Raw genomic sequence first — 23,926 nt, forward strand, 5'->3', positions numbered from 1 at the left:
TTGTTCCAGGGACGCTTCCGCCCGCGAGTCCGCGGACCCTCCATCGTAGGCGCGCCCGTCTGGTCACACCCTGCGTTCCCAGATGCCCTCACTGCCGACGGCGAGGAAGCCGACCGCCTCGTTGACGTCGAGCATCGGGCGGTTCTCCTCCGCGTTGAAGGTGATGATCGACGGGTGCCCGGGGTGGTTCCGTGCGATCGTGTCGATCCCGACGACCTTGAGGAGCCATCCGAGTCGGTGCCCGCGGTGTTCCCGGAGGACCAGGGTGTCGCCCTGCATCACCGGCTGGGTGACCTCGTTCGGCACCGCCAGCTGTGTGAAACCGGCCAGAGTGGTGCTCGGGATGTGTTCGACGGCCACCGTCACCATCGTGCGCGGGGACTCCGCCAGGTGTGCCTCGTGCTCGGCCAGGCGCTCGAGCGTCCACGCGTCCTCCGGCTCCTCCATGTCGCCCTCGGGCGCATCAGTGCTCATCCGCGTCTCGAGCAGGGCGATGCCGGCCTGCCACTGACGCGGGGTGGGGCCGGCCCAGGTGTGCACGCGGTAGTCCGCCCCGGCCGCGGTCGATGCACGCTCGTACAGGGTCTGCACGACGGAGTGGTCGGCGGGCAGGAGCAGTCGGCTGATCCGGTTCACCTGGCCGAAGCGCCACCCGCGGCCGGTCAGGAACCGGACGGCCGCCTCGTCCTCGGGGACGCCCCCGAACCCGGTCGGGGCGTGCAGGCACCCGTGCCCGACGGCCGGGCCGACCTGACGGGAGACCGCGTACGTCTTCCACTGCGTCCGGCCGTCGGCACGCGCGATGCCCTCGAGGTGGTCGGCGAGGAGGGTCCCGAGGCCGCGCCGCTGGTGGTCCGGGCGGACGGCGATCGAGATCCAGCAGTTCGGGGTGCCCGGGGCCTGCTTGGTGTCGTAGGAGCCGACGGCGACGGTCACGCCGTCCGGCGAGCGGAGTGCGAAGAGCCGGCTCGGTGCCTCGGTGTCGAGGAGGTAGGGGAGCTGCTCCTCGGGCGTCCAGAGGAGCTCGGGCAGACCGGTGACGGCCACCTCGGCCGCGTTCTGCACCGCGACCCACTCCCGGAACGCCTCGACCACCGCCGGCTCGTCCGCCATCGTCGCGGGCACGTCGAGTTCGATCACGCGGTACACGGTGTTCCCTCCGCGGCCGAGCACGGTGCAGGGCAGCCGAGCAGCATATCGGGACCCCACTCCCTGCCGCTAGGATTCCGGACGTGCTGCTCTCCGACCGCGACATCACCGCCCAGCTCGCCGCAGGCCGGATCGGCCTCGATCCCCACGACGCCTCGCTCGTCCAGCCCTCGAGCATCGACGTGCGCCTCGACAAGTACTTCCGGTTGTTCGACAACCACAAGTACCCGCACATCGACCCCGCCACCGACCAGCCCGACCTGACCCGTCTGGTCGAGACCGACCCGGACGAGGCCTTCGTGCTGCACCCGGGGGAGTTCGTCCTCGGGTCCACGTACGAGGTCGTCACGCTCCCCGACGACATCGCCGCACGGCTCGAGGGCAAGAGCTCGCTCGGCCGGCTCGGGCTCCTCACGCACTCGACCGCCGGCTTCATCGACCCCGGCTTCTCCGGACACGTGACCCTCGAGCTCTCGAACGTCGCGACGCTGCCGATCAAGCTCTGGCCGGGCATGAAGATCGGACAGCTCTGCTTCTTCCAGCTCTCGAGCCCCGCGGAGAAGCCCTACGGTTCGGCCGAGTACCAGTCGCGCTACCAGGGACAGCGCGGACCGACGCCGTCGCGTTCGGCGCAGAACTTCCACCGGGCGGACGTCTCCCAGCGTCCCTGACCGGGGCGGTGCCTCCACGGCAGTAGAACGCTCGGTGCGCCGGATGCTACGAAATTTCTCATGTTGTGTATCGTGGCGGCATGTCCGGAGTCTCGTCACGGCCTGCGCCGCACCTCTCAGCAGCCGAGCTCATCCGTGACGCCCGCCTCCGAGCCGAGCTGACCCAGGTCCAGCTCGCGCACCGGGCCGGGGTCACGCAGAGCGTCATCAGCACGTACGAGAACGGTCGTCGTGAGCCGTCGCTCGCGGCGCTCCAGCGACTCCTGCTCGCCGCGGGGTTCCTGACCGTGATCGACCTCGAACCGGTCGCCGACCCGCCGCCGCTCCGCGACCGGGTGACGGCGAACCGCGCCGAGCTGCTCGAGGTGATCTCCCGGCTCGGGGGCCGGAACCCGCGCCTGTTCGGCAGCGTCGCGCGCGGTGACGACGGGCCGGACAGCGACGTCGACCTGATGGTGGACCTGCTCCCGGGCCTCGGGATCTTCGCGCTGATGCGGATCCAGGACGCGGCCGAGCAGGTCCTCGGCGTCCGGGTCGACGTCGTCGCGGCGGACGGGATGAGCCGCGAGGTCGTCCGCGGATCGGTCGCGCTGTGAACCGCAACGTGGGGGAGCGCCTCGACGACGTCATCCGCGCGTGCGGGGTGATCGACCGGTACGTCTCACAGCCGTCGCTGCCCGAGGACCTGGTCTACGACGCGGTCCGGATGCGCCTGGTCGAGATCGGCGAGGCCGTGCGGATGCTGCCCGTCGCGGTGACGGCGGGGGAGCCGGGGATCCCGTGGTCGCGCGTCTCACTGCTCGGGGAGCGGCTCACGCGGCGCTACTTCGACACGACGCCGGCGATCGTGCTCGGGACGGCGCGGGTGGACGTCCCGCACCTCTGCGACGCGGCGCGGCGGCTGCGCGCCCGGATCGCGTGACGGCCCCGGCCCGCGGCTGGCCCACACCGGCCTGGAGGCTCGGTGCGGACCCGACCCGTGCCTCCCGTCCGGCGCCCGTCGCGACCACCGCCCACCAACGGGAGAGGGCCCCGTCCGCAGTGCGGACGGGGCCCTCCAGAGGGTGACGCGAGGGTCAGCTGCCGGCCTTGGCGAGCTTCTCCAGGGTGTCGTTGCCCTTGTAGGCCTCGACCGCGTTGTCCTTCGTGACGAGCACCGGGGTGAGCTCGATCGCGGGGACCGTCTTCACGCCGTTGTAGTTGTTCGTCTTGTCGATCTTCGTGTCGGGCTTGTTGCCCTTCGAGAGGTCGGTCACCAGGTCGACGGCGGCCTGGGCCTCTTCGGTGGTGTTCTTGTAGATCGTCGAGTACTGCGTGCCGGCCATGATCAGCGGGATCGAGGCGGTCTCGGAGTCCTGACCGGTGACGACGGGGTTCTCCTTGCCGGCGGCCTTGGTCGCGGTGAGGATCGCACGGGCGAGGGTGTCGTTCGGCGACAGGACGCCGTCGAGCTTGGTGTCACCCGAGTAGTACTGCGAGATCAGGTCGGTCATGCGCGACTGGGCGTTCTGCGCGAGCCAGCCCTTGGTCTGCACCTTCTGGAAGGTGGTCTGACCCGAGACGACCTTGATGGTGCCGTCGTCGATCTTCGGCTGCAGGACGTTCATCGCACCGTTGAAGAACACGGTGGCGTTCGCGTCGTCAGCCGAACCGGCGAAGAGCTCGACGTTGTACGGTCCGTTGCCCTTCTTCTCCTTGAGGCCCTTGAGGAGCGCCTGGGCCTGGAGCTGGCCGACCTTGTAGTTGTTGAACGCGACGTAGTAGTCGACGTTCTTGGTGTTCAGGATGTTGCGGTCCCAGGCGATGACGACGGCGCCCGAGGACTTCGCCGACTTGACCTGCGAGGTGAGCTGCGAGCCGTCGGCGGCACCGATGATGACGGCCTTCGCGCCCTTGGTGATCATGCCGGAGATCTGCGACTGCTGGTCCGGGACGGGGCTGCCGGCGTTGGCGTACTGGATGTCGGCCTTGAAGCCGGCGTCCTCGATCGACTTCTTGAACGCGGCACCCGCGAGGACCCAGTTCTGCGAGGTCTTCGCCGGCAGGGCGACACCGATGAGGTCGCCCTTCTTGATGGTCGCGTCCGAACCGCTGCCCGAGTCGGAGCCACGGGACGAGCAGCCGCTGAGGGCGAGGCCCGCGATGAGCGCCAGGCTGAGGCCGGCGACGATCTTCTTGCGCATGTGATTGCTTTCTCTTCGTTGAGGAGGGTTGGGGCCGGAGCCCCGCTGTGGGAGGTGGGGACTAAGGGAGGGTGATCTTCTCGGGCTGGTCCTCGATGGACCGCGGCTGCTGGGCGGCCACCGTGTTCTGCTCGGTGTCCTTCCGCTGGAACTGCCGCATCATGCCGCCGATCAGGGACGGGCGTCCCTGCGACTTCGAGTAGACGTCGAAGGCGACCGCGATGAGCAGCACCAGACCACGGATGATCTGCACCTTGTTGGACTCGAGGCCCATCAGCTGCAGGCCGTTCGAGAGCAGGGCCATCACGAGACCACCGATGATCGACCCGGAGATCGTGCCGACACCACCGGCGACCGCTGCACCACCGACGAACACGGCGGCGATCGCGTCGAGCTCCCAGCCGGTGCCGTCGGCCGGGCCGGAGGCACCGGAGTAGGCGACGAACACCATGCCGGCGATCGCGGCGAGGACGGACATGTTCATCATGACGAAGAAGTTGACCTTCTTCGCGCTGACACCGGAGAGCACCGCGGCGCTGGAGTTGCCACCGACCGCGTAGACCTGGCGACCGAAGATCGTGTTCTTCGTGACGAAGCCGTAGATGATCGTCAGGACGCCGAGGATGATCGCGACGATCGGGACCGAGGTGCCGACCGGGCCGGCACCGAACAGGTACGTCGCGACGAGCGTCACGGCGACCAGGATGCCGGTGCGGACGATCGAGACCCACAGCGGCGGGACCTCGGCCTGCATCTTGCGACGACGGGCACGGCCGCGGGCCTCGATGATGATGAGCGCGGCGATCGTGACCAGACCGATCAGCAGCGTGCCGTTGCTGTAGCCGAAGTCCGGGCCGAAGTCACCGAGGAAGCCGGCGCCGATCGTCGTGTAGCCGTTCGGCACGGGGACCGAGGTCGAGTTGCCGATGATCTGGTTCACACCGCGGAAGATGAGCTGACCGGCCAGCGTCACGATGAACGCCGGGACGCGGACGAACGCCACCCAGAAGCCCTGCCAGGCACCGATGAGGGCACCGACGGCGAGGCCGAGGATGATCGCGGTCCACACCGGGAAGTGCCAGACCGCCATGGACTGCGCCACGATGATGCCGACGACCGCGGCGACCGAACCGACCGAGAGGTCGATGTGGCCGGCGATGATCACCATGACCATGCCGAGCGCCAGGATCAGGATGTAGGAGTACTGCAGGAACAGGTTGATCACGTTCGTGGGCTGCAGGATGAGCCCGTTCGTGGTGAACGCGAAGAACGCCAGCAGCACGATGAGTGCGATGACCATGCCGTACTGGCCGATGCTGTTGCCCTTGCCGAACAGCAGTTTCAGGTTGTTCATGAGACGGTGGCGCCCTTCCGCGCGGAGGTCATGCTGCGCATGAGCGATTCGGGATCGGCCTGGTCGGCCGGCAGGTCAGCGGTGATCTGACCCTCGAAGATGGTGTAGATCCGGTCGGAGAGACCGAGGAGCTCGGGCAGCTCGGAGGAGATCAGGATGATGCCCTTCCCCTCTGCCGCGAGCTGCTGGATGATGCCGTAGATCTCGAACTTGGCGCCGACGTCGATACCGCGGGTCGGCTCGTCCAGGATGAGGAGGTCGGGGTCGGTAAACATCCACTTCGACAGGACGACCTTCTGCTGGTTCCCGCCGGAGAGCTTCCCGACGTTCTCCTCGACGCTCGGCACCTTGGTGCGGAGCAGCTTCCGGTACTTCTCGGCGACCGAGTACTCCTCGAGCGAGTCGACGACGCCGCCCTTGGAGATCTTCTTGAGGTCGGCCGACACGGTCGAGCGCTTCACGGTGTCGAGCAGGTTCAGCCCGAGCGCCTTGCGGTCCTCGGAGACGTACCCGATGCCGGCGTCGATCGCCTGCTGGACGTTGTTGACCTTGATCTCGTGGCCGTCCTTGAAGACCTGACCGCCGAGGAACGTGCCGTAGGAGTGGCCGAAGAGGCTCATCGCGAGCTCGGTGCGACCGGCGCCCATGAGGCCGGCGAAACCGACGATCTCCCCGCGCTTCACGGTGAAGTTCGAGCCCTTGCAGACCAGGCGGCTCGCGTCGAGCGGGTGCTGCACCGTCCAGTCGCGGACCTCGAAGAAGGTCTCGCCGATCTTCGGGGTGCGGTCCGGGAAGCGCGACTCGAGCGAACGGCCGACCATCCCGCGGATGATCCGGTCCTCGTTGACGCCGTCCGCCTTGACGTTGAGCGTCTCGATGGTCTTGCCGTCACGGATGATCGTGATGCTGTCCGCGATCTGCTCGATCTCGTTGAGCTTGTGGCTGATGATGATGCTGGAGATCCCGCGGGCCTTCAGGCCGACGATCAGGTCGAGCAGGTGCTGCGAGTCGTTTTCGTTGAGGGCCGCGGTGGGCTCGTCGAGGATGAGCAGCTTGACGTCCTTGTGCAGCGCCTTCGCGATCTCCACGAGCTGCTGCTTGCCGACGCCGATGTTCTTGATCTGCGTGTCCGGGTCGTCGCCGAGACCGACGCGGGCGAGCAGGTCCTGGGCGCGCAGCTGGGCCGTGGTCCAGTCGATCGCGCCGAACCGGCTGGGCTCGTTGCCGAGGAACAGGTTCTCGGTGATCGAGAGCTCCGGGATCAGCGCGAGCTCCTGGTGGATGATCACGATGCCGGCCTGCTCGGACTGCTTGATGTTCGCGAAGCGAACCTCTTCGCCCTCGTAGACGATCTCGCCGGTGTAGGTGCCGTACGGGTAGACGCCGGAGAGGACCTTCATCAGGGTCGACTTGCCGGCACCGTTCTCGCCGCAGATCGCGTGGATCTCGCCGGCACGGACGTTGAGCGACACCTCGGACAGTGCCTTGACACCAGGGAACTCCTTGGTGATCGACCGCATCTCGAGGATGGTCTCGGGTGCGGTGATCGACCGGGTCTCGAGTCCGGTGTCGATCGGGGTTGACGCCACGGTGCATCTCCTTCTGCCGCTGCGATGCGGCAGTCCTTCGGGTGGTTCTGCTGCGGCAACGAAGGGCACAGGAGGCTGTGCGGACTTCGCTGTCGGTCCGGTGTCCCCGCCGGTGTGACGGTGATGTGAACGGTCACATCGGCTGGAACGGAGGTAATACTACGCACGGCGTCGGCACGGGTGTCAATTCCGTATGGTCGCGTTTCGGTAACGGACCGCATCTCCGCACGGAAGGGGGCGTCCGGTGGCCCCCGGGCTGGGGTCGCGCTGCCCGCGTGTCGGCTGCTGCGGTCGCCGCCGGCCCCGCGTGGAACGGGCCGGACCAGAGGCTCGTGGCGGCCCCGGCCAGAGCCTCCCGTCGGCCCTGTGCCCGCGTCCGCGCCGCCGCCCGCCGGTTCGTGTCATGGCGCGCTCGCGAGCTCCGGCTCACCGTGCGCTGCGCGCTGCGCATCGTGCGCGCTCTGCGCTCCGCGCATCGTGCGCGCTCGCGCTCGCGCTCCCCACGCGCGTTCCTTCCCATCGCGCCCGCACCGGGAAGGGGAATCGCGCGTCGGGGGTCGGAAGGAACGACCACCAACGCGCGATTCAACCTCCTTCGCGCGAAACTCCTGGTCAGCCGCGTGGCGCAGCTGTCAGCGGGGCGGGGCGGCGCCAGCCGACGCCGGGTCAGCCTCGGGTGCGCGGAGCGCCTGTGGAGGCGCGGACCACGAGCTGCGGGACGATCTCCACGGGGCGCAGCAGGTCGTCCTCGCGAGGGAGCAGCAGGTCCACACAGCGTCGGCCGAGCTCGGCGAAGTCGACCTGCACGGTGGTGAGCGGCGGCCAGAAGTGCTTCGCCTCCGGGATGTCGTCGTAGCCCACCACGGAGAGGTCCCCGGGGACGTCGAGCCCGTACGACCGGGCAGCGTGCATCACCCCGAGCGCCATCGCGTCGTTCGAGCAGAACACCGCGGTGCAGTCCCGCCACCGCAGCAGCTCACGCCCCGCGTGGTAGCCGAAGTCTGCGGTCCAGTCCCCGAGGATCGGCGGCTGCACCGGCATGTCGCGGTCGGACATCTCGCGGAGGAAGCCCTGCATCCTGGCGTCCGCCTCGATCCAGTCCTGGGGTCCCGCGATGTGCCGGATGTACTCGTGGCCGAGGTCGAGGAGGTGTGCGGTCGCCAGGCGGGCGCCCTCCATCTGGTCGACCCAGAGCGCGGTCGGGTCCTCGTTGATGCTCGAGCGCAGCGTGACGTACGGGGTGCGCACGCCGAGCTCCTCGATGAGGTCGAACACCCGCTGCTGCGGGGCGAGCACGATGATGCCCTCGACGTCCTGGTCGAGCAGGTGGCCGAGGCCGTCGCGCACCGCGGTGTCCGTCGGTTCCGCGATGTTCGCGGTCGTGACGGAGTACCCGCGACCGACGGCGGCGTCCTCGATCGACTGCAGCGTGACCGCCGGGCCGTAGTGGGACCGGCGCGCCGTCAGGACACCGATCGTCCGCGTCCGGCTGGTCACCAGTGCGCGCGCGGCCCGGTTCGGCCGGTACTGCAGCTGCTCCATCGCGGCGACCACGCGGTCGCGCGTCTCGGCGCGGATCGCGTCCGAGTTGTTGAGCACCCGTGACACGGTCTGGTGCGACACACCGGCGACCCGCGCGACATCGCGGATGCTGGGCGATCGCGGTTGCTGTGCCCGCGTCGACGCCATTGCTGCTCTCTCCTGCCCGGGACCGTGGCACGCCCATGTGCACGTTCACATTCCGAGCCAGATCATTATGCACGTCCGCGGCCCCGACGCCAGCTGAGAGCGCCGGAGCCCGGGTCCTACAGCCAGTCGCGCTTCCGGAAGACGACCCAGAGGATCCCCGCGAGCGCGAACATGCCGGCGATCGCGGCCGGGTAGCCGTACCGCCAATGCAGCTCGGGCATGTGGTCGAAGTTCATCCCGTAGACGCCGGCGATCAGCCCCGGCGCGAAGAGGATCGCTGCCCACGAGGAGATCTTCTTCACCTCCTCGCCCTGCCGGTGCGCGGCGCGGGCGAGTTGCCGGCTCTCCTCGCCCTGGGCCAGGCTCGCGCTGGTCATCCGGCGCATCGCCTCGTTCTGCTCCTGGGAGACCAGGGTCGAGTGCAGCGTGAGTGCGTTCTCGAGCAGTGCGCGGAACGAGTCGACCCGCTCGGTGACCCGCAGCGCGTGGTCGAGGACGTTGCGGAGCCGGTGCTGGACCTCGTCGTCGACGCCGTACTTGTCGGCCCCGCGGAGCAGCCCCTTCACCATCGCCGGCACCGGCTTCGTGGCGCGCTGGAACGCCAGGACCTCGCTGAGCAGCTGGTAGATCCGCTTCGAGACGTCCGTGGCGACGTGACCGGCGAAGAGCTGGTCCTCGATCTCGTCGATCTCGTCCTGCAGCACCTCGACGACGGGCGCGTAGCCGTCCACGACCTCGTCGAGGACCGCGGCGGTGACGGCTTCGGAGCCCTTGGCGAGGAACTCCGGGTCCTGCTCGACGCGGGCGCGCAGGGCGGCGAGGTCGGGCCGGTCGGCGTGCCGGACGCTCACCACGAACCGGTCGCCCACGAACAGGTGCACCTCGCCGAACGCGACGGTTCCCTCGTCGGCGCAGAACCAGGCCGGGCGCAGCACGACGAACAGCGTGTCGCCGTAGCGCTCGAGCTTCGCGCGCTGGTGCCCCTTCATCGCGTCCTCGACCGCGTTCTCGTGCAGGTCGAACTCGGTCGCGACGGCGTCGAGCTCACGCGGGTCCGGGCGCAGCAGTCCGATCCACGCGAGGTCGTGGTCCGATGACGACTCGACGCGGCGTCCGTCGACGTAGACGGCGTTGTCGATCATTGCCATGCTGTGCTCCTCCGATGGGGAGCAGGCAGGCGCGAGTCCGCGCGGCGGTGCCGTTGCGGGGGCGGTTCAGGACACGGGCGCGGCGACGACGTTCTGGGGCAGCCGGCCCGCACGAGGATGGTCACCCGACATCGCGCCTCACCTGCCCTTCTGGTTCGTCCTGCGGCGCGGATCGCGCCGTCGTCCGGCGCTGCACGCGCCCGGCGGCGCCCGTTGCGCAGCCGACCGCCGAGCGTACGCCTGTCACCCGCGATCCCCAAACGGCGGCATCGGGACCAGGATGCTGCCATGTGACATTGCGGTCACTGTTCATCGAAGGAGATGTCATGGCAAGCACACGATTCCGACTGTCCATCGCGGCCACCGCACTCGCGACCGTCCTGCTCGGCGGGCTGGCGGCGGCGCCGGCCTCGGCGACGAGCGGCGCCGACCCGTCGCCGACGACGACGGGGAGCTTCGAGTTCAACTGCAACGGGACCCCGGGCGGCGGCGCGCGGGTGTCGTGGGAGCGCGTCGGCACGAAGTACACGGCGACGATCGACGAGTACCGCCTCTCGCCGGCGCACGGCGACACCAACCAGAACGGCGAGGTGCTCCTCCGCTTGACGGGTGGCGATTCGGTCTGGAAGAAGAGCCTGACCGCGGACGGAGGCTGGCATGCACTGGGCGCCACCGCGACGACCACCGCCGCGAGCGATGCGGCGATCGAGCACGCGTTCACGTTCGTGTACGCGGGGTTCCCGACCTACCCGCAGTGCGCCGCCTCCAAGTGGCTCTGACGGGGCGACCGAGCGCCGACTGATGCAGGAGAGCGACAGTGCTCGTTGGGCGGACCCGCGAGCACTGTCGCTTCGGAGCAGCTCAGTCCAGCGCCCGGACCGGGAGCTCGGTGAGCTGCCACCCCAGCCAGGGGCTGAAGGCGAACGGTGCCGCCGAGACCGCGGCGCGCAGCTTCTCCTCGGAGAGCCACACCCACTCGGAGACCTCGTCGGCGGCGGGTTCCGGGTCGTGGTCGGCCACGGCGCGGAACACCGGGCAGACCTCGTTCTCGACGATGCCGGACGCGTCGACGGCGCGGTACCGGAAGTCGGGCAGGACCTCTTCGATGCTGTGCACGGTGAGGCCGAGCTCGCGTGCGGCCCGGCGGGCGATGGCGTCCGCGAACGACTCCTCGGGGCCGGGGTGGCCGCAGAACGAGTTCGTCCAGACACCGGGCCAGGTCTTCTTCGCGAGCGCCCGACGGGTCACGAGGATCTCGCCGGCGGCGTTCGTCACGTGGCAGCTGAACGCCAGGTGCAGGGGCGTGTGGTCTGTGTGCACCGTGAACTTGTCCGCTGTACCGATCGGGGTACGGTCATCGGCCAGAAGCACCACGGTTTCCGGGAATTGGCTCATCTGTCTCGATAGATTAGGCCAATGACGGACGAAGCGGCCACCGTGGCGCACATCGACCTCGCCCTGGTCGACGAGTGCCTCGAGCGGTTCTTCGCCGTGTCCTCGGCCCGGGCGCAGGCGTTCGGACGCCCCTCGGAAGAACTCTGGCGTGTGCTCCGCAAGGCGAGCATGGGCGGCAAGCGGTTCCGTCCGCGCATGGTCATCACGGCGTACGCCGGGCTCGGCGGCACCGACGTCCACGCCGCCGCCAACGTCGCGGCTGCGTACGAACTGCTGCACACCGCACTCGTCGTGCACGACGACGTCATCGACCGCGACTGGTCGCGCCGCGGGATGCCGAACGTCGCCGGGTCGTTCCGCGACACCGGCACGACGGGTGGGCTGCCGCTGCCGACCGCCGAGCACCGGGGGATGAGTGCCGCGGTTATCGCGGGGGACCTCGCGCTGTCCGGGGCGCCGCGGTTCATCGAGTCGAGCGGGGTCGACGGCGACCGCCGCACCCGCTTGCTGGACCTGTTCGACGACGCGGTGTTCGCCAGCGCCGCCGGTGAGATGGCGGACGTCGACCTGACCCACGGCGTGATGCCGACCGTGGACGAAGTGCTCGCGATGGAGCGTGCGAAGACCAGCGTCTACTCGTTCGAAGCACCGCTGCAGTCCGGCGCCGTGCTCGCGGGGGCGCCCGAGACCGTGGTCGCGGCACTCGGCGCCTTCGGCCGCGAGATCGGGATCGCCTACCAGGTGGTGGACGACCTGCTCGGGGTGTTCGGGGACGAAGCCGCGACGGGCAAGACCGCGATCGGCGACCTGCGCGAGGGCAAGCGCACCATGCTCATCGCCTACGCGGCGACCACGGCGTGCTGGCCAGAGCTTGCGCCGTACCTCGGCGACCCGCACCTGACCGAGGAGCGCGCCGCGGAGATGCGTCGCCTGCTCGTCGAGTGCGGCGCCCACGATGCGGCACTCGCCCGTGTCCGGGAACACACCGCCCTCGCCCGCGCCGAACTCGCCGCGCTGCCGTACGAACTCGCGGACCGGCTGGAGACGCTCGTGTCCGAGCTGGTGGAGCGCGTCCGGTGAGCTCCAGCAACTCGGGGAGCACGCACACCGCGCGGCTCCCGCTCTACGACGCCACCGCGGAAGCCGCGTCCTCGGTCGTCATCGACCGGTACTCGACGTCGTTCGGGATGGCGAGCCGCCTGCTCACGAAGGACACCCGAGAGCACATCCGGAACGTCTACGCCCTGGTGCGCGTCGCCGACGAGGTCGTGGACGGCCCGGCGACCGAAGCCGGCCTCGACCCCGCGCTCGCACGCACGGTGCTCGACGAGCTCGAGCAGGACACCGAGCGGGCGATGGCGCACGGCTTCTCGGTGAACCCGGTCGTGCACGCCTTCGCCCGGACCGCGCGGACGACGGGCTTCGGCGCTGAACTGACGCGGCCGTTCTTCGCGTCGATGCGGATGGACCTCGAGCAGACCGAGCACGACGACGCCTCGTTCGACACGTACGTCTACGGCTCCGCGGAGGTCGTCGGTCTGATGTGCCTCCGCGCGTTCGTGTACCGCGCAGGCCGCCCGACCTTCGACGACTCCGTGCTGGTCGACGGTGCCCGGGCGCTCGGTGCCGCGTTCCAGAAGGTGAACTTCCTCCGCGACCTGCACGCGGACTTCGAGGTCCTCGGTCGCTCGTACTTCCCGGGCGTCGACGTCCGGAGCTTCGACGAGGCGACGAAGCACCGCCTGGTCGCCGACGTCCAGGCGGACCTCGACACCGCAGCCCGGACGGTCCCGCTGCTGCCGAAGGACGCCCGCCACGCGGTGGGCCTCGCGCACGCGCTCTTCCAGGAACTCAACGACCGCATCGCGGCCACCCCCGCCAGCCGGCTCATCACCACGCGCGTCCGCGTGCCGAACCCGGTGAAGGCGAAGCTGGCCGCACAGGTGCTCGCCGGCCGCGCGCCGCTGCGATCCCGCACCGTCCCCACCAGACAGACAGGAGGCCCGTCATGAGCCCGACCCGTGCCTCCGGTCCGACGACCCAGCCGTCCACTGCCCGCAAGGTGCCCGTCCGTCGCGCCGTCGTGATCGGCGGTGGCATCAGCGGGCTCGCGTCCGCCGCGCTCCTCGCACGGGACGGCTTCGCCGTCACGGTGCTCGAGCAGCGGAACCAGCTCGGCGGCCGCGCCGGTTCGTGGGAGCGGGACGGCTTCCGGTTCGACACCGGGCCGTCGTGGTACCTGATGCCCGAGGTGTTCGACCACTTCTTCCGGCTGCTCGGCACCAGCGCCGACGAGCAGCTCGACCTCGTCAAGCTCGACCCCGGGTACCGCGTCTACAGCGAGGGCTACGACGAGCCGATCGACCTCCGGGCATCGCGGGAGGACAACCTCGCCCTGTTCGAGTCGATCGAGCCGGGCGCCGGCAAGCGGATGGCGAAGTACCTGGACTCCGCGGCGGAGACCTACGACATGGCCGTCCGCCGGTTCCTGTACGGCACGTTCCAGGACTTCCGGAAGCTCGCCGCACCGGACGTGCTGCTCCGGATGGGCAAGCTCGCCCGGCTCCTGATCGAGCCGCTGTCGACCTTCGCGGAGAGTGCCGTGCGGGACCGCCGGCTCTGGCAGGTCCTCGGCTACCCCGCCGTCTTCCTCGGCACGAGCCCGTATGCCGCTCCGAGCATGTACCACCTGATGAGCCACCTCGACCTCGCCGACGGCGTGCTCTACCCGAAGGGCGGCATCACCGAGGTGATCAACGCCGTCGAGCGGGTCGCCCGGGCCGAGGGCGCCCAGATCATCGCCGGAGCGAAGGTCGAGCGGATCGTCGTCGAGGGCGACCACGTCACGGGCGTCGTGCACCGGGACCGCCGGGGCGTCCAGCACGTCGCGCCGGCCGACGTCGTCGTCAGCGCGGCGGACCTCCGGCACACCGAGATGCAGCTCCTCGACCGGGAGCACCGGACGCACGGCGAGTCGCACTGGAAGAAGCGCGACCCGGGCCCCTCCGCCGTGCTCGTGTACCTCGGGATCGACGGCCCGGTGCCCGGGCTCCTCCACCACACCCTCGTCTTCACCGCGGACTGGAAGGCGAACTTCGGCGCGGTCTTCGGCGACGACCGGCACGTGCCCGACCCGGCGTCGATCTACGTCTGCGCCCCCTCCGAGACGGACCCGACGGTCGCCCCGCCCGGCTCGAGCAACGTGTTCATCCTCGTGCCGTTGCCCGCCGACGTCGGCATCGGCAAGGGCGGCGTCGACGGCGCCGGTGACTGGGAGGTCGAGCGCATCGCCGACCGGGCGATCGACGTCGTGGCCGAGCGTGCCGGCGTCCCCGACCTCCGCGACCGCATCCGGGTCCGGCGCACGGTCGGTCCCGGGGACTTCGCGGACGACTTCAACGCCTGGAGCGGGTCCATGCTCGGGCCGGCGCACACGCTGAAGCAGAGCGCCTTCTTCCGTGAGGGCAACGCATCCGAGAAGGTCGACGGGCTCTACTACGCCGGGTCCTCGACGATCCCGGGCATCGGTCTGCCGATGTGCCTGATCTCCGCGGAGGTGCTGCTGAAGCGCATCCACGGCGACACGTCGACCGAGCCCCTCCCGACGCCGCTCGAACGCGCCGCGGACGCACCGCCGCGGCCGACGAAGCGTGCGCCACGGCGGACGACCGCGGCCGCAGGCTGATGCCGGGGCTGTACCTGCTCGGGCTGCTCGTCGCCCTGACCGGCATGGTGGTCCTGGACCGCCGGTTCACGCTGTTCTTCTGGCGGGCACCGTGGCGGGCGTGCGCCGTGACGGTGATCGGCGTCGCGTTCTTCCTCGTCTGGGACGCCGTCGGCGTGGGGCTCGGCATCTTCTTCATCGGCGAGACGCACCTGCTCACGGGGGTGCTGCTCGCGCCGGACGTCCCGCTCGAGGAGCTCTTCTTCCTGCTGCTGCTCTGCTACACGACGATGAACCTGTTCGGGTTCGTCCGTCCTCGGGTCGCCCGGTCGGCCGACGCCGCCGCGGAACGAGCCGACCGGTGACGGGCTCAGGCGCGTACGCGCTCCTCGCCCTGCCGTTCTTCGCGATCGTGGCCGTCGTGGGTGTCGTCGCCGCGGTGGTCGGCGCGCGCCGGGCCCGGCGCACTGGCCGCTCGGTGCACCGCACCCGCCGGATCGGGCTCGTCACGGGCCTCGTCACCGGCATCGCGCTCCTGGCGATGACGATCGTGTTCGACAACGTGATCGTCTCGCTGCGGATCGTGGCCTACGACCCGTCGTTGATCAGCGGCGCGAAGATCGGCGCGATCCCGGTCGAGGACCTCGCGTACTCGATCGCCGCGGTCGTCCTGCTCCCCGCGCTCTGGGTCCTGCTCAGCCGCGACCACGCGCAGTCGGGACCCAGCGACGACCACGCGCGGTCGGGACCCGACCGCGCGACCAGCCCCGTGCCCGAGAACCGGCCACGACCCCGACCGGAGGATCCGCGATGACGGCGACCCCTGCCTCCCGGCAGTCGACACTGGGCGCGCTCTTCGTGTCGTCCCGACCCATCAGCTGGGTGAACACCGCCTACCCGTTCGGCGCCGCGTACCTGCTCGGCAGCGGCGTCGGCGTCGACGGCGGTGGCGGGTTCTCGATCCCCGCGTTCCTCATCGGCGTCGTGTACTTCCTGGTGCCCTACAACCTGGCGATGTACGGCATCAACGACGTCTTCGACTACGAGTCGGACCTGGTGAACCCGCGGAAGGGCGGGGTCGAGGGCGCGCTGCTCGACAAGAGCGTGCACCGCACGACGCTCTGGGCGGTCGTCGTCACGAACGTGCCCTTCCTGATCGCGCTGGTGCTCCTCGGCGGACCGTGGTCGTGGCTCGTCCTCGCGATCAGCGTGTTCGCGGTCATCGCGTACTCGGCACCCGGGCTCCGCTTCAAGGAGAAGCCCTTCCTCGACTCGCTCACCTCGAGCACCCACTTCGTGTCGCCCGCGGTCTACGGCCTCGCGCTCTCCGGGCCGCACTGGACGGGCCAGCTCGTCGCGGTGTGCATCGCGTTCTTCCTCTGGGGCGTCGCATCGCACGCGTTCGGCGCCGTGCAGGACGTCCTCGCCGACCGGGCCGGCGGCATCGGCTCCGTCGCCACCGTCATCGGCGCACGCGCCACGGTCCGGCTGGCCTTCGTCGCGTACGTCGTCGCCGGCGTCGCGCTGCTGTTCTCCGCGTTCCCCGGGCCGATCGCCGCCGTCGTGGTGATCCCGTACGCGCTCAACGTGCTGCCGTGGTGGAACGTCACCGACGCCGGCGCGGAGTCGGCGAACGCCGGGTGGAAGCGTTTCCTCTGGATCAACTACCTGGCGGGCTTCATCGTCACGATGGCGCTGATCGCGTACGCCTTCACACACTGACCCCGCACGTGCCCACGGCGTCACCGGTCCCTGACAGGATGGACGGGACGTCGTCGTCGGCGTCGCTCGAACACGAAGGAGTGCACGCATGACGGTCCGCATCATCCACGTCGGTCTCGGAGGGTGGGGCGGCAGCTGGGCCCGCGTCGCGCTCCCCGCGGTGTCGGAGGTCGAGGTGGTCGGCATCGCCGACCCGAGTGCCACGACGCTCGAGGCCGTCCGAACGGACCTCGGGCTCCCCACCAGCGCTGCGTTCCCCTCGCTGACCGATGCGCTCGCCGGCGTCGAGGCCGATGCCGTCGTCATCACCGCACCCGCGGTCACCCACGTGCCACTCGCGCTCGAGGCGCTGGACGCCGGCAAGCACGTCCTCGTCGAGAAGCCGTTCGCGAACTCCGCGGTCGAAGCCGCTGAGGCCGTGCACCGTGCCGAGGAACTCGGTCTCGTGCTGCAGGTCAGCCAGAACTACCGCTTCTACCCGGCGCCCCGGGTGGTGCAGGACCTCCTCGCCGCGGATGCCGTGGGGGAGCTCTCGGCGATCAACATCGACTTCCGCCAGTGGGACAACGACCGTGCGTTCGAGGACCACCCGCACTACCGGTTCCCGCACGCGATGATCAACGACATGGCGATCCACCACTTCGACCTGCTCCGGATGGTCACCGGCAAGGAAGCCGTCCGGGTCTTCGCGAAGGCCACCTACCCGTCCTTCAGCAAGTACCAGGACGAGGCGGTCGCGTCGATGCTGATCGAGATGGAGGACGGCCTGGTCGTCAGCTACCGCGGCAGCTGGCTGAGCCGTGGGGAGCACACGCCGTGGGCCGGGGAGTGGAGCATCCAGGGGGAGGACGGTGAGCTCCAGTTCACCAGCCGCGGCGGCGAGCCCGGGGACGTCAGCTGGGACCTCGTCACGGTCCGCCGTCCGGGCGACACGAGTGCGGCGCCCGTCGAACTGCCGACCGCGGAGCACCACGACCGGCAGGGCGGGCTGCAGGCCTTCGCCCGGGCGGTGGCGGGCGGTCCGGCACCGGAGACGAGTGGGCGGGACAACCTGCGGAGTCTCGCCCTGATGGAGGCGGCGACCCGCTCCGCGGCGTCCGGCTTCCCCGAGGACGTCGTCGTCCCGTCCTGACGGTCGGCGCGCGGCTGTCGCGTGCCGAGTGGTCACCAACGGTCGCCTCGCGCGCGAGCAGGCGTCCGTTCGTGCGCGCTCGGCGCCCGGGAGGCCCGTGGCGGACCGGCACCGTGCCTCCCGTCCGGCCGTGGTCGCGACCAGGGCCCGGGCCGGACCCGCAGGAGCGCGTCAGGCCGCGCCGGCCGTCCGCCGCGCCTGGGCGACCGCGGCCCGCACGCCCGTGGACCACTGCGGGCCGTGCCCCGGCAGCACGTGGCGTGCCTCGGTGTCCTCCAGCCGGGACAGCGACGCGACCGCGGTGTCCATGTCGGCCGTCGCCGCCGGAGCCACCACCCGCGGCCCGATCCCGCCGGTGTACGGGTCGAAGGTGACCAGCGCGTCCCCGACGATCACCGCGTCCCGGTCCGCGAAGTGCAGCGCGACGTGCCCGTCCGTGTGCCCCGGGGTCTCGATGATCCACGGCGAGCCCGGGACGTCGGCGCGGGACTCGAGCGGCTCGGTGTCCTCGATCCCGTCGACGTTCGCCGCCCCGGCGAGGAGCATCTGCCCGAGCGGCAGCAACCCTCCGGGGTGGCCGAGCACGAACCCGAGCCGGTTCGTCTGCGGCCGGTACGAGTACGGGTGTGCGGCCAGCGCCGCGTCCCCGGGGTGCACGAACACCGGCGTGCCCCACTCCCGGTGTGCCCGCGCCGCGGTGCCGACGTGGTCGAAGTGCCCGTGCGTGAGCAGGATCCCCTCGACCCGGGACGGCGTGTACCCGAGGTCGTGCACGGCCAGCAGCAGGTGCGGCCACGCGGCGGGGAGCCCTGCGTCGACGACGAGCAACCGGTCCCCGGTCTCGACGAGGTACTGGTTCGTGTGTGCGATCTCGAGGCGGTGGATCCCCTCGGCGACGTCTCGGTACAGCATGCGCGGGACGCTAGCCGTCCGTCTCTGGGCGTCCTTCCGGGTGTGTGTCGGGCCGCGAGCGTGTACGAACGATGTATGGCGAACGACAGTCTCCCCGAGCTCGAGCTCGCGAACGTCCGCACCCGCGAGCGCATCACCGACACCGTCGAGCGGATCCGGCAGAAGGTCGACGTGCCCGCGCGCACCCGTCTCGCCGTCGCGAAGACGAAGCAGCGCTGGCACCGCGACCCGACCCCGCTCGTCGCGCTGGCGGCCACCGCTGCCGCCGGCATCGCGGCGATCGTCGTGGGCGTCCGCATCCGGCACTCGCCGGGGGCGCGTCTGGACGCGCTCCGCACCCCGGCACCGGTCCCCGTGTTCAAGCCGGTGAAGGTGGGCAAGGACGGCAAGTCGAAGGGCGTCCCGGCGTTCTCGCGCAAGGACGACAAGCACAACCCCGTGCTGCAGGACCAGCAGGCCGCTGCGAAGCGCCGCAAGAAGGTCCAGAAGCAGGCGAAGAAGGCCGGCAAGCAGGCCGCCAAGCGCGCGAGGAGGATCTGAGCATGGCACGCGACCAGCAGAAGCCCGCGCCGGACGACCCCAGGAAGCCGGACAGCCCGACGGACCTCACGAAGCCGTCGCTGATGTACACGCTCAAGAAGACCCTCCGCGAGTTCTCGAGCGACCAGTGCACCGACCTCGCCGCCAGCCTGACCTACTACTCGGTCCTGGCACTGTTCCCCGGCCTGCTGGCCGTGGTGTCGATCCTCGGCCTCGTCGGCCAGGCGGACACGACGATCAAGACGCTCCTCGACATCGTCGGGAACATCGGCTCGCCGCAGGTCGTCGAGCTGATCCGCGGCCCGATCGAGAACCTCGTCCGGTCGCCTGCCGCCCCGGTCACTTTCATCGTCGGTATCGTCGGCGCGATCTGGTCCGCCTCCGGGTACGTCGGGGCGTTCGGTCGGGCGATGAACCGCGTCTACAACGTGCGTGAGGGCCGTCCGATCTGGAAGCTCCGTCCGACCATGCTCGGCGTCACGCTCTTCACCGTGATCCTGCTGGTGCTCGGTCTCCTGGTCCTCGTGAGCGGCCCGCTGGCCCGCAGCTTCGGCGACGTCATCGGCCTCGGTGACGTCGCGGTGACCGTGCTGTCGATCGTCCAGTGGCCGATCCTGCTGGTCATCGCGATCGTCGTCGTCGCGGTGCTCTACTACTGGTCGCCGAACATCAAGCAGCCGAAGTTCACCTGGGTGAGCGGTGGCTCGATCCTCGCGCTCCTCATCTGGATCATCGCGAGCGTCGGCTTCGGGTTCTACGTCGGGAACTTCTCGAACTACAACGCGACGTACGGGTCCCTCGGTGGTGTGATCGTCTTCCTGCTGTGGATCTGGATCACGAACAACGCGCTGCTGTTCGGTGCGGAGTTCGACGCCGAGCTCGAGCGGAGCCGGCAGCTGCAGGCGGGCATCCGTGCCGAGGAGGACATCCAGCTGCCCGAACGCGACACCCGGCAGATCGCGAAGCAGGACGAGAAGCACGCGCAGGACGTCCTCGAGGGGATCAAGATCCGCGACAGCGCCGGCCGCGAGTAGCCGCCGACGGCTCCCGGGCACGTCCGCTACGGTTCGGACGTGCCCGACTTCCTCGAGGGGCTCCCGTTCTGGTGGCTCGTCCTCGCGCTCTTCGTGATCGTGTTCTGCCGCGCGCAGGCCACGTACTGGATCGCGCGCGGTGCCGTCGCCGGAGCATCGCGTTCGCGGTGGGGGCGCTGGCTCGACTCGGCTGCGGTCCGTCGGGGTTCGGCTCTGCTCGACCGGTTCGGCCTGCCGGTGCTCACGGTGAGCTTCGTGACGGTGGGGCTCCAGACGGTGATGAACGCCGCCGCCGGCCTCGCCCGGGTGCCGTGGTGGCGGTACCTCGTCGCGATGGTCCCGGGTTGCGTCGCGTGGGCGTTCCTCTACGCCACCGTCGGCCTCGCCGTGTTCTGGGCCGTCGTCGCCGCACTCGCCGGCTCGCCGTGGGGGATGGCCGCGGTCGTGGCCCTGGTGGTCCTGCTGGTGGGGACGGTGGCAGTTCTCCACAACCGCCGCAACCGGCCTGGAGGCTCGGCTCGGCTTCCGTAGGCTGGCTCGCGTGACGACTTCCCTCCCTGCAGATCGTCCGGTCGCCCTGGTGACCGGAGCCACCCGCGGCATCGGCCGCGCGATCGCGGCCGACCTCGGCCGCACCCACCACGTGCTCGTCGGCGGCCGCTCGGCCGACGCGGTCGCGGCCGTCGTGGCCGACCTGCCGAGTGCCGGACCCTTCGTGGGCGACCTCGGCGCGGGGGACGTCCCCGACCTGCCGGATCGCCTCGACGTGCTCGTGCACTCCGCGGGCGTGGAGCAGGGCAACCGGATCGCGGACACCCCGCGTGCCACGTGGGAAGCCGTGTTCGCGACGAACGTGTTCGCGGTCGCCGAGCTCACCCGGCTGGCGCTGCCGGAGCTCCGGGCGTCGCACGGTCTGGTCGTGACGATCAACTCCGGTTCGGGCTTCCTCTCCGGCCCCGGCGGCGGCGTGTACGGCGCGTCCAAGTTCGCGCTCCGTGCGTTCACCGATGCCCTGCGGGAAGAAGAACGGGGCAACGGCGTCCGGGTGTCGAGCGTGCACCCGGGCCGCACGGACTCCGACATGCAGCGGGCCCTGACCGAGAAGCTCGGGGAGTCCTACGACACGGCGTACTTCCTCGCCCCGCAGGACGTCGCCGACGCCGTCCGCACCGTCGTCGACCTGCCGGAGCGCGGAACGATCGAGACGCTCTCGATCCGTCCCACCCGGAAGCGCTAACCCGCGGTCAGGTCCAAGCGCACGTCCAGCCCCAGACGATCCAGGAACGTCTCGTCGTGACTGACCACGACGACCGCGCCGCGGTAGGCCTGCAGGGCATCGACGAGCTGGTCGACGCTCGTGATGTCGAGGTCGTTCGTCGGCTCGTCCAGCACCAGGAGCTGCGGCGCCGGATCCGCCAGCACCAAGCTCGCGAGCGCGACCCGGAACCGCTCCCCGCCGGAGAGCGATCCCGCGGGCCGGTCCACCGTGCTCCCGCGGACCAGGAACCGGGCGAGCCGGTTGCGGAGTTCCGCCTCCGGCACGTGTGTTGCCCCGCGGCGGACGTTCTCGAGCACCGTGGCGTCGTCGTCGAGTCCGTCCTTCCGCTGCGGCAGGTACGCGATGTGCTCCACGTGCGGGACGGCACCCGTGTCCGGCAGGGGGTGCTCGCGCGCGCCGGGGACCCGGACCAGGTGCTCGAGCAGGGTCGTCTTGCCGACGCCGTTGTCCCCGCCGACGGCGACGCGCTCCGGCCCCTGCACGACCGTCTCGCGCCCCCTGACGGTGATCGTGGCGATGCGCCGGGATGCGGGCACGCGCGGGTCAGGGAGCTCGACGTGGATGGACTCGTCGTCCCGGAGTCGCAACTCGGCCTCGCGCGCGGTCGCGAGCGCGGCCTCCTCCGCGGACCCGTGCGCGACGCGGAGCCGCCCGGCGGTCTCCTGCGCCTTCTTGCGCTGCTCGTTCGCCAGTATCTTCGGCATCGACCGGCCGGCCTTCTCGCCCGCCTTCGCCCGCCGCGCGATCTTCGTCTCCGCCTCGATGCGCTGCCGCTTCTCGGTGCGGTGCCGTTGTTCCGCGACGCGGACCTCACGCTCCACCGCGGCCTGCTGCACGCCGAGGTACTCCTCGTACGCCGAGAACGTGCCACCGAAGACGGTCATCGCACCGGCACGGAGTTCGGCCACCTCGTCCACGTGTTCGAGGAGTTCCCGGTCGTGGCTGACGACCACCAGGGTCCCGCGCCAGGTGTCCACCATGTCGAGGAGCATCGCGCGAGCACGGCGGTCCAGGTTGTTCGTCGGCTCGTCCAGGAACGCGATCGGCAGTCCGCGCAAGCGGATCCCGGCGACCGCGGCGAGGACGGCCTGGCCACCCGACAGTGTGCCGACGGGACGGTCGAGCTCGAGTCCGAGGGGGTCGACGGCAGCGGTGGCGCGCTCCTCGACGTCCCAGTCGTCTCCGAGGACGTCGAAGTGCGCCGGGGACGGGTCACCACCGAGGATCGCGCGCAGGGCCGTCAGCGCGTTGCCGACACCGAGCAGGTCGGCGACGGTGTCGTCGGCGCCGGTCTGCAGCCGTTGCGGCAGGTGGTCGACGGGCCCCGACGTCGTGATCGTGCCCGACGTGGGGGAGAGCCGGCCGGTGACCAGCCGGACCAGCGTGGACTTGCCGGCCCCGTTCCTCCCGACCAGGCCGGTCCGGCCGGACCCGAAGGCGGCGGTCAGGTGGTCGAGCGCGACGGTGCCGTCGGGCCAGGTGAAGGTGAGGTCGTGCAGGACGACCGAGGGGTTCGCGGGCATGGTGGTGCCTTCCGGTGTGATCGTGCGGGCGCACGACACCGGACCGCCGCGGGAGCGGCAGGTGCCCACTCGACGGCGGGCGTGATCACGGTGTCAGCGCAGGGGCAGCTGCTGCGAGGACGCAGTACCGGTGATCACGCGCAAGGCGGCTTCTTCCGTCGGTTCACCCCCGTGTCCGAGACCCGAGCCGGCGGTCGGTCTCCCGCCCCGCTGCTCCGCGGTCACGACGGAGTGCCCCAACGCTAAGCCCGGGAACGTGGTGTGCGCAAGCGATGCTGCACGGACGGCGGAACCACTGGACGCCGGAGCCGTCCGTCGATACATTGCATTTCACGACGGGCCGGAGGCGCCGACCGCGGGGACGATGGAGGCACGATGGACTCGACACGGACCGAGCCAGCGATCGCGGTGTTCTGCGGCTCGAGCGACGGAACCGGCGCGGGGCCGGCGCTCGTGGCGGACGAACTCGTCCGGGTCTGCGCGGCCCGCGGCATCCGCATCGTGCACGGCGGCTCGGACGTCGGCCTGATGGGGCGGATCGTCCGGACCGCGCACGCCGAGGGCTGCGCCGTGACCGGTGTGACGCCGCACCACCTGGCGGCGATCGAACCACCGGCGTCCGGCATCGACCTCGTCCACGTCGACACGATGGCCGAGCGCAAGCAGCGGTTCCTGGACTGCACGGACGCGGTCCTCGTGCTGCCCGGTGGCATCGGCACCCTCGACGAAGCGTTCGACGCCCTCACCGGCGCCCAGCTGGGGCTGCACGACCTGCCGGTGGTCTTCGTCGACGTGGACGGGTTCTGGCAGACGCTCCGCGTGCTGCTGGAGCACCTCCGCCGCTCGGGCTTCATCGCGCTGGATCGCGAGATCTGCTTCGCCCGGACGGTCGACGACGCGCTGGCGCTCGCGTTCGCCGGCACCCCGACGGCGGTGGCCTGA

The 23,926-nt window shown here is 70.5% G+C and carries 25 protein-coding genes; 16 read left to right on the forward strand and 9 right to left on the reverse strand.

Annotation, left to right across the window (positions count from 1 at the left end):
* Positions 1–63: 63 nt before the first annotated feature.
* The gene (locus EDF24_RS04835; protein ID WP_148070795.1) at positions 64–1,140 is read right to left on the reverse strand and encodes a GNAT family N-acetyltransferase; all 1,077 of its coding nucleotides are present in this window, start codon (positions 1,138–1,140) and stop codon (positions 64–66) included.
* Positions 1,141–1,232: 92 nt separating this feature from the next.
* Between EDF24_RS04835 and dcd the strand changes: the two genes are divergently transcribed.
* The 3 genes from dcd to EDF24_RS04850 all read left to right on the forward strand — a co-directional run bounded on the left by dcd (position 1,233) and on the right by EDF24_RS04850 (position 2,742).
* Positions 1,233–1,820: a dCTP deaminase gene (gene dcd, locus EDF24_RS04840; RefSeq protein ID WP_123654616.1), complete on the forward strand. Its 588-nt coding sequence runs from the start codon at positions 1,233–1,235 to the stop codon at positions 1,818–1,820.
* Positions 1,821–1,900: 80 nt separating this feature from the next.
* Positions 1,901–2,416, forward strand: a complete 516-nt coding sequence (locus tag EDF24_RS04845) for an XRE family transcriptional regulator (RefSeq protein ID WP_123701285.1) — start codon at positions 1,901–1,903, stop codon at positions 2,414–2,416.
* A complete protein-coding gene (locus tag EDF24_RS04850) occupies positions 2,413–2,742 on the forward strand; it encodes a DUF86 domain-containing protein (RefSeq protein WP_123654614.1) in 330 nt (109 codons plus the stop codon). The genes EDF24_RS04845 and EDF24_RS04850 overlap by 4 nt, the downstream gene beginning before the upstream one ends.
* Before the next feature lie 154 nt (positions 2,743–2,896).
* Here EDF24_RS04850 and EDF24_RS04855 read toward each other — a convergent pair whose 3' ends face one another.
* From EDF24_RS04855 to EDF24_RS04875, 5 genes are all read right to left on the reverse strand, one after another.
* Complete coding sequence (locus EDF24_RS04855) at positions 2,897–4,003, reverse strand: sugar-binding protein (RefSeq protein WP_123654613.1); 1,107 nt, start codon at positions 4,001–4,003, stop codon at positions 2,897–2,899.
* Between the two features lie 61 nt (positions 4,004–4,064).
* Positions 4,065–5,357 carry a multiple monosaccharide ABC transporter permease gene (gene mmsB / locus EDF24_RS04860; RefSeq protein ID WP_123654612.1) on the reverse strand — a complete coding sequence of 431 codons (1,293 nt, stop codon included), beginning with the start codon at positions 5,355–5,357 and terminating at the stop codon, positions 4,065–4,067.
* Entirely contained in the window at positions 5,354–6,877 is a 1,524-nt protein-coding gene (mmsA, locus tag EDF24_RS04865) for a multiple monosaccharide ABC transporter ATP-binding protein (RefSeq protein ID WP_123654747.1), read from the reverse strand. The genes mmsB and mmsA overlap by 4 nt, the downstream gene beginning before the upstream one ends.
* A gap of 735 nt (positions 6,878–7,612) precedes the next feature.
* Positions 7,613–8,635 (reverse strand): LacI family DNA-binding transcriptional regulator, encoded by a 1,023-nt coding sequence (locus EDF24_RS04870; RefSeq protein WP_123654611.1) that lies wholly within the window; start codon positions 8,633–8,635, stop codon positions 7,613–7,615.
* A 116-nt stretch (positions 8,636–8,751) separates the two neighbouring features.
* Positions 8,752–9,783 carry a magnesium and cobalt transport protein CorA gene (locus EDF24_RS04875; RefSeq protein ID WP_123701286.1) on the reverse strand — a complete coding sequence of 344 codons (1,032 nt, stop codon included), beginning with the start codon at positions 9,781–9,783 and terminating at the stop codon, positions 8,752–8,754.
* Between the two features lie 326 nt (positions 9,784–10,109).
* On the opposite strand from EDF24_RS04875, the gene EDF24_RS04880 reads away from it, so the two are divergent.
* A complete protein-coding gene (locus EDF24_RS04880; protein WP_123701287.1) occupies positions 10,110–10,562 on the forward strand; it encodes a hypothetical protein in 453 nt (150 codons plus the stop codon).
* 82 nt (positions 10,563–10,644) lie between these two features.
* Here the strand turns inward: EDF24_RS04880 and idi are convergent, their stop codons facing one another.
* Complete coding sequence (gene idi / locus EDF24_RS04885) at positions 10,645–11,178, reverse strand: isopentenyl-diphosphate Delta-isomerase (RefSeq protein WP_123701288.1); 534 nt, start codon at positions 11,176–11,178, stop codon at positions 10,645–10,647.
* Positions 11,179–11,199: 21 nt separating this feature from the next.
* On the opposite strand from idi, the gene EDF24_RS04890 reads away from it, so the two are divergent.
* The 7 genes from EDF24_RS04890 (at position 11,200) to EDF24_RS04920 (ending at position 17,696) form a co-directional block, all read left to right on the forward strand.
* Positions 11,200–12,258 carry a polyprenyl synthetase family protein gene (locus EDF24_RS04890; RefSeq protein WP_123654607.1) on the forward strand — a complete coding sequence of 353 codons (1,059 nt, stop codon included), beginning with the start codon at positions 11,200–11,202 and terminating at the stop codon, positions 12,256–12,258.
* Complete coding sequence (locus EDF24_RS04895; protein ID WP_123701289.1) at positions 12,255–13,190, forward strand: phytoene/squalene synthase family protein; 936 nt, start codon at positions 12,255–12,257, stop codon at positions 13,188–13,190. Before EDF24_RS04890 ends, EDF24_RS04895 begins: the two co-directional genes overlap by 4 nt.
* The gene (gene crtI, locus EDF24_RS04900; protein ID WP_185021557.1) at positions 13,187–14,863 is read left to right on the forward strand and encodes a phytoene desaturase family protein; all 1,677 of its coding nucleotides are present in this window, start codon (positions 13,187–13,189) and stop codon (positions 14,861–14,863) included. Before EDF24_RS04895 ends, crtI begins: the two co-directional genes overlap by 4 nt.
* Entirely contained in the window at positions 14,863–15,207 is a 345-nt protein-coding gene (locus EDF24_RS04905) for a lycopene cyclase domain-containing protein (RefSeq protein ID WP_123701290.1), read from the forward strand. Before crtI ends, EDF24_RS04905 begins: the two co-directional genes overlap by 1 nt.
* A complete protein-coding gene (locus EDF24_RS04910; RefSeq protein ID WP_260233352.1) occupies positions 15,204–15,656 on the forward strand; it encodes a lycopene cyclase domain-containing protein in 453 nt (150 codons plus the stop codon). The genes EDF24_RS04905 and EDF24_RS04910 overlap by 4 nt, the downstream gene beginning before the upstream one ends.
* Entirely contained in the window at positions 15,653–16,564 is a 912-nt protein-coding gene (locus EDF24_RS04915) for a prenyltransferase (protein ID WP_123701291.1), read from the forward strand. Before EDF24_RS04910 ends, EDF24_RS04915 begins: the two co-directional genes overlap by 4 nt.
* Before the next feature lie 88 nt (positions 16,565–16,652).
* Positions 16,653–17,696: a Gfo/Idh/MocA family protein gene (locus tag EDF24_RS04920; protein WP_123654603.1), complete on the forward strand. Its 1,044-nt coding sequence runs from the start codon at positions 16,653–16,655 to the stop codon at positions 17,694–17,696.
* A gap of 171 nt (positions 17,697–17,867) precedes the next feature.
* On the opposite strand, the gene EDF24_RS04925 is transcribed toward EDF24_RS04920, so the two are convergent.
* Positions 17,868–18,608 (reverse strand): MBL fold metallo-hydrolase, encoded by a 741-nt coding sequence (locus EDF24_RS04925; RefSeq protein ID WP_123701292.1) that lies wholly within the window; start codon positions 18,606–18,608, stop codon positions 17,868–17,870.
* A 75-nt stretch (positions 18,609–18,683) separates the two neighbouring features.
* Between EDF24_RS04925 and EDF24_RS04930 the strand changes: the two genes are divergently transcribed.
* From EDF24_RS04930 to EDF24_RS04945, 4 genes are read left to right on the forward strand one after another with little or no spacing between them, the layout of a single operon-like run.
* Entirely contained in the window at positions 18,684–19,148 is a 465-nt protein-coding gene (locus tag EDF24_RS04930; RefSeq protein WP_123654601.1) for a hypothetical protein, read from the forward strand.
* Positions 19,149–19,150: 2 nt separating this feature from the next.
* Positions 19,151–20,182, forward strand: coding sequence for a YihY/virulence factor BrkB family protein (locus EDF24_RS04935; RefSeq protein ID WP_123654600.1), 1,032 nt, complete (start codon positions 19,151–19,153; stop codon positions 20,180–20,182).
* Between the two features lie 39 nt (positions 20,183–20,221).
* A complete protein-coding gene (locus EDF24_RS04940) occupies positions 20,222–20,713 on the forward strand; it encodes a DedA family protein (protein WP_123701293.1) in 492 nt (163 codons plus the stop codon).
* Between the two features lie 10 nt (positions 20,714–20,723).
* Positions 20,724–21,419: an SDR family oxidoreductase gene (locus EDF24_RS04945; RefSeq protein WP_185017270.1), complete on the forward strand. Its 696-nt coding sequence runs from the start codon at positions 20,724–20,726 to the stop codon at positions 21,417–21,419.
* Here EDF24_RS04945 and EDF24_RS04950 read toward each other — a convergent pair.
* Positions 21,416–22,984 (reverse strand): ABC-F family ATP-binding cassette domain-containing protein, encoded by a 1,569-nt coding sequence (locus EDF24_RS04950; RefSeq protein ID WP_123701294.1) that lies wholly within the window; start codon positions 22,982–22,984, stop codon positions 21,416–21,418. The two genes, EDF24_RS04945 and EDF24_RS04950, sit on opposite strands and share 4 nt — an antisense overlap.
* A gap of 375 nt (positions 22,985–23,359) precedes the next feature.
* Between EDF24_RS04950 and EDF24_RS04955 the strand changes: the two genes are divergently transcribed.
* On the forward strand, positions 23,360–23,926 hold the full coding sequence (locus EDF24_RS04955; RefSeq protein ID WP_123701295.1) for a TIGR00730 family Rossman fold protein: 567 nt from the start codon (positions 23,360–23,362) through the stop codon (positions 23,924–23,926).

Source organism: Curtobacterium sp. PhB130 (assembly GCF_003755165.1).
Classification (GTDB): Bacteria; Actinomycetota; Actinomycetes; order Actinomycetales; family Microbacteriaceae; genus Curtobacterium.

Bases quoted from the DNA above. Each gene is read 5' to 3' on its own strand.
- EDF24_RS04915 (WP_123701291.1), top strand. From the start codon at position 15,653: ATGACGGCGACCCCTGCCTCCCGGCAGTCGACACTGGGCGCGCTCTTC.
- EDF24_RS04855 (WP_123654613.1), bottom strand. From the start codon at position 4,003: ATGCGCAAGAAGATCGTCGCCGGCCTCAGCCTGGCGCTCATCGCGGGC.
- EDF24_RS04890 (WP_123654607.1), top strand. From the start codon at position 11,200: ATGACGGACGAAGCGGCCACCGTGGCGCACATCGACCTCGCCCTGGTC.
- EDF24_RS04925 (WP_123701292.1), bottom strand. From the start codon at position 18,608: ATGCTGTACCGAGACGTCGCCGAGGGGATCCACCGCCTCGAGATCGCA.
- EDF24_RS04875 (WP_123701286.1), bottom strand. From the start codon at position 9,783: ATGGCAATGATCGACAACGCCGTCTACGTCGACGGACGCCGCGTCGAG.
- EDF24_RS04955 (WP_123701295.1), top strand. From the start codon at position 23,360: ATGGACTCGACACGGACCGAGCCAGCGATCGCGGTGTTCTGCGGCTCG.
- crtI (WP_185021557.1), top strand. From the start codon at position 13,187: ATGAGCCCGACCCGTGCCTCCGGTCCGACGACCCAGCCGTCCACTGCC.
- idi (WP_123701288.1), bottom strand. From the start codon at position 11,178: ATGAGCCAATTCCCGGAAACCGTGGTGCTTCTGGCCGATGACCGTACC.
- EDF24_RS04880 (WP_123701287.1), top strand. From the start codon at position 10,110: ATGGCAAGCACACGATTCCGACTGTCCATCGCGGCCACCGCACTCGCG.
- EDF24_RS04845 (WP_123701285.1), top strand. From the start codon at position 1,901: ATGTCCGGAGTCTCGTCACGGCCTGCGCCGCACCTCTCAGCAGCCGAG.
- EDF24_RS04950 (WP_123701294.1), bottom strand. From the start codon at position 22,984: ATGCCCGCGAACCCCTCGGTCGTCCTGCACGACCTCACCTTCACCTGG.
- mmsA (WP_123654747.1), bottom strand. From the start codon at position 6,877: ATGCGGTCGATCACCAAGGAGTTCCCTGGTGTCAAGGCACTGTCCGAG.
- EDF24_RS04905 (WP_123701290.1), top strand. From the start codon at position 14,863: ATGCCGGGGCTGTACCTGCTCGGGCTGCTCGTCGCCCTGACCGGCATG.
- mmsB (WP_123654612.1), bottom strand. From the start codon at position 5,357: ATGAACAACCTGAAACTGCTGTTCGGCAAGGGCAACAGCATCGGCCAG.
- EDF24_RS04920 (WP_123654603.1), top strand. From the start codon at position 16,653: ATGACGGTCCGCATCATCCACGTCGGTCTCGGAGGGTGGGGCGGCAGC.
- EDF24_RS04935 (WP_123654600.1), top strand. From the start codon at position 19,151: ATGGCACGCGACCAGCAGAAGCCCGCGCCGGACGACCCCAGGAAGCCG.
- EDF24_RS04870 (WP_123654611.1), bottom strand. From the start codon at position 8,635: ATGGCGTCGACGCGGGCACAGCAACCGCGATCGCCCAGCATCCGCGAT.
- EDF24_RS04930 (WP_123654601.1), top strand. From the start codon at position 18,684: ATGGCGAACGACAGTCTCCCCGAGCTCGAGCTCGCGAACGTCCGCACC.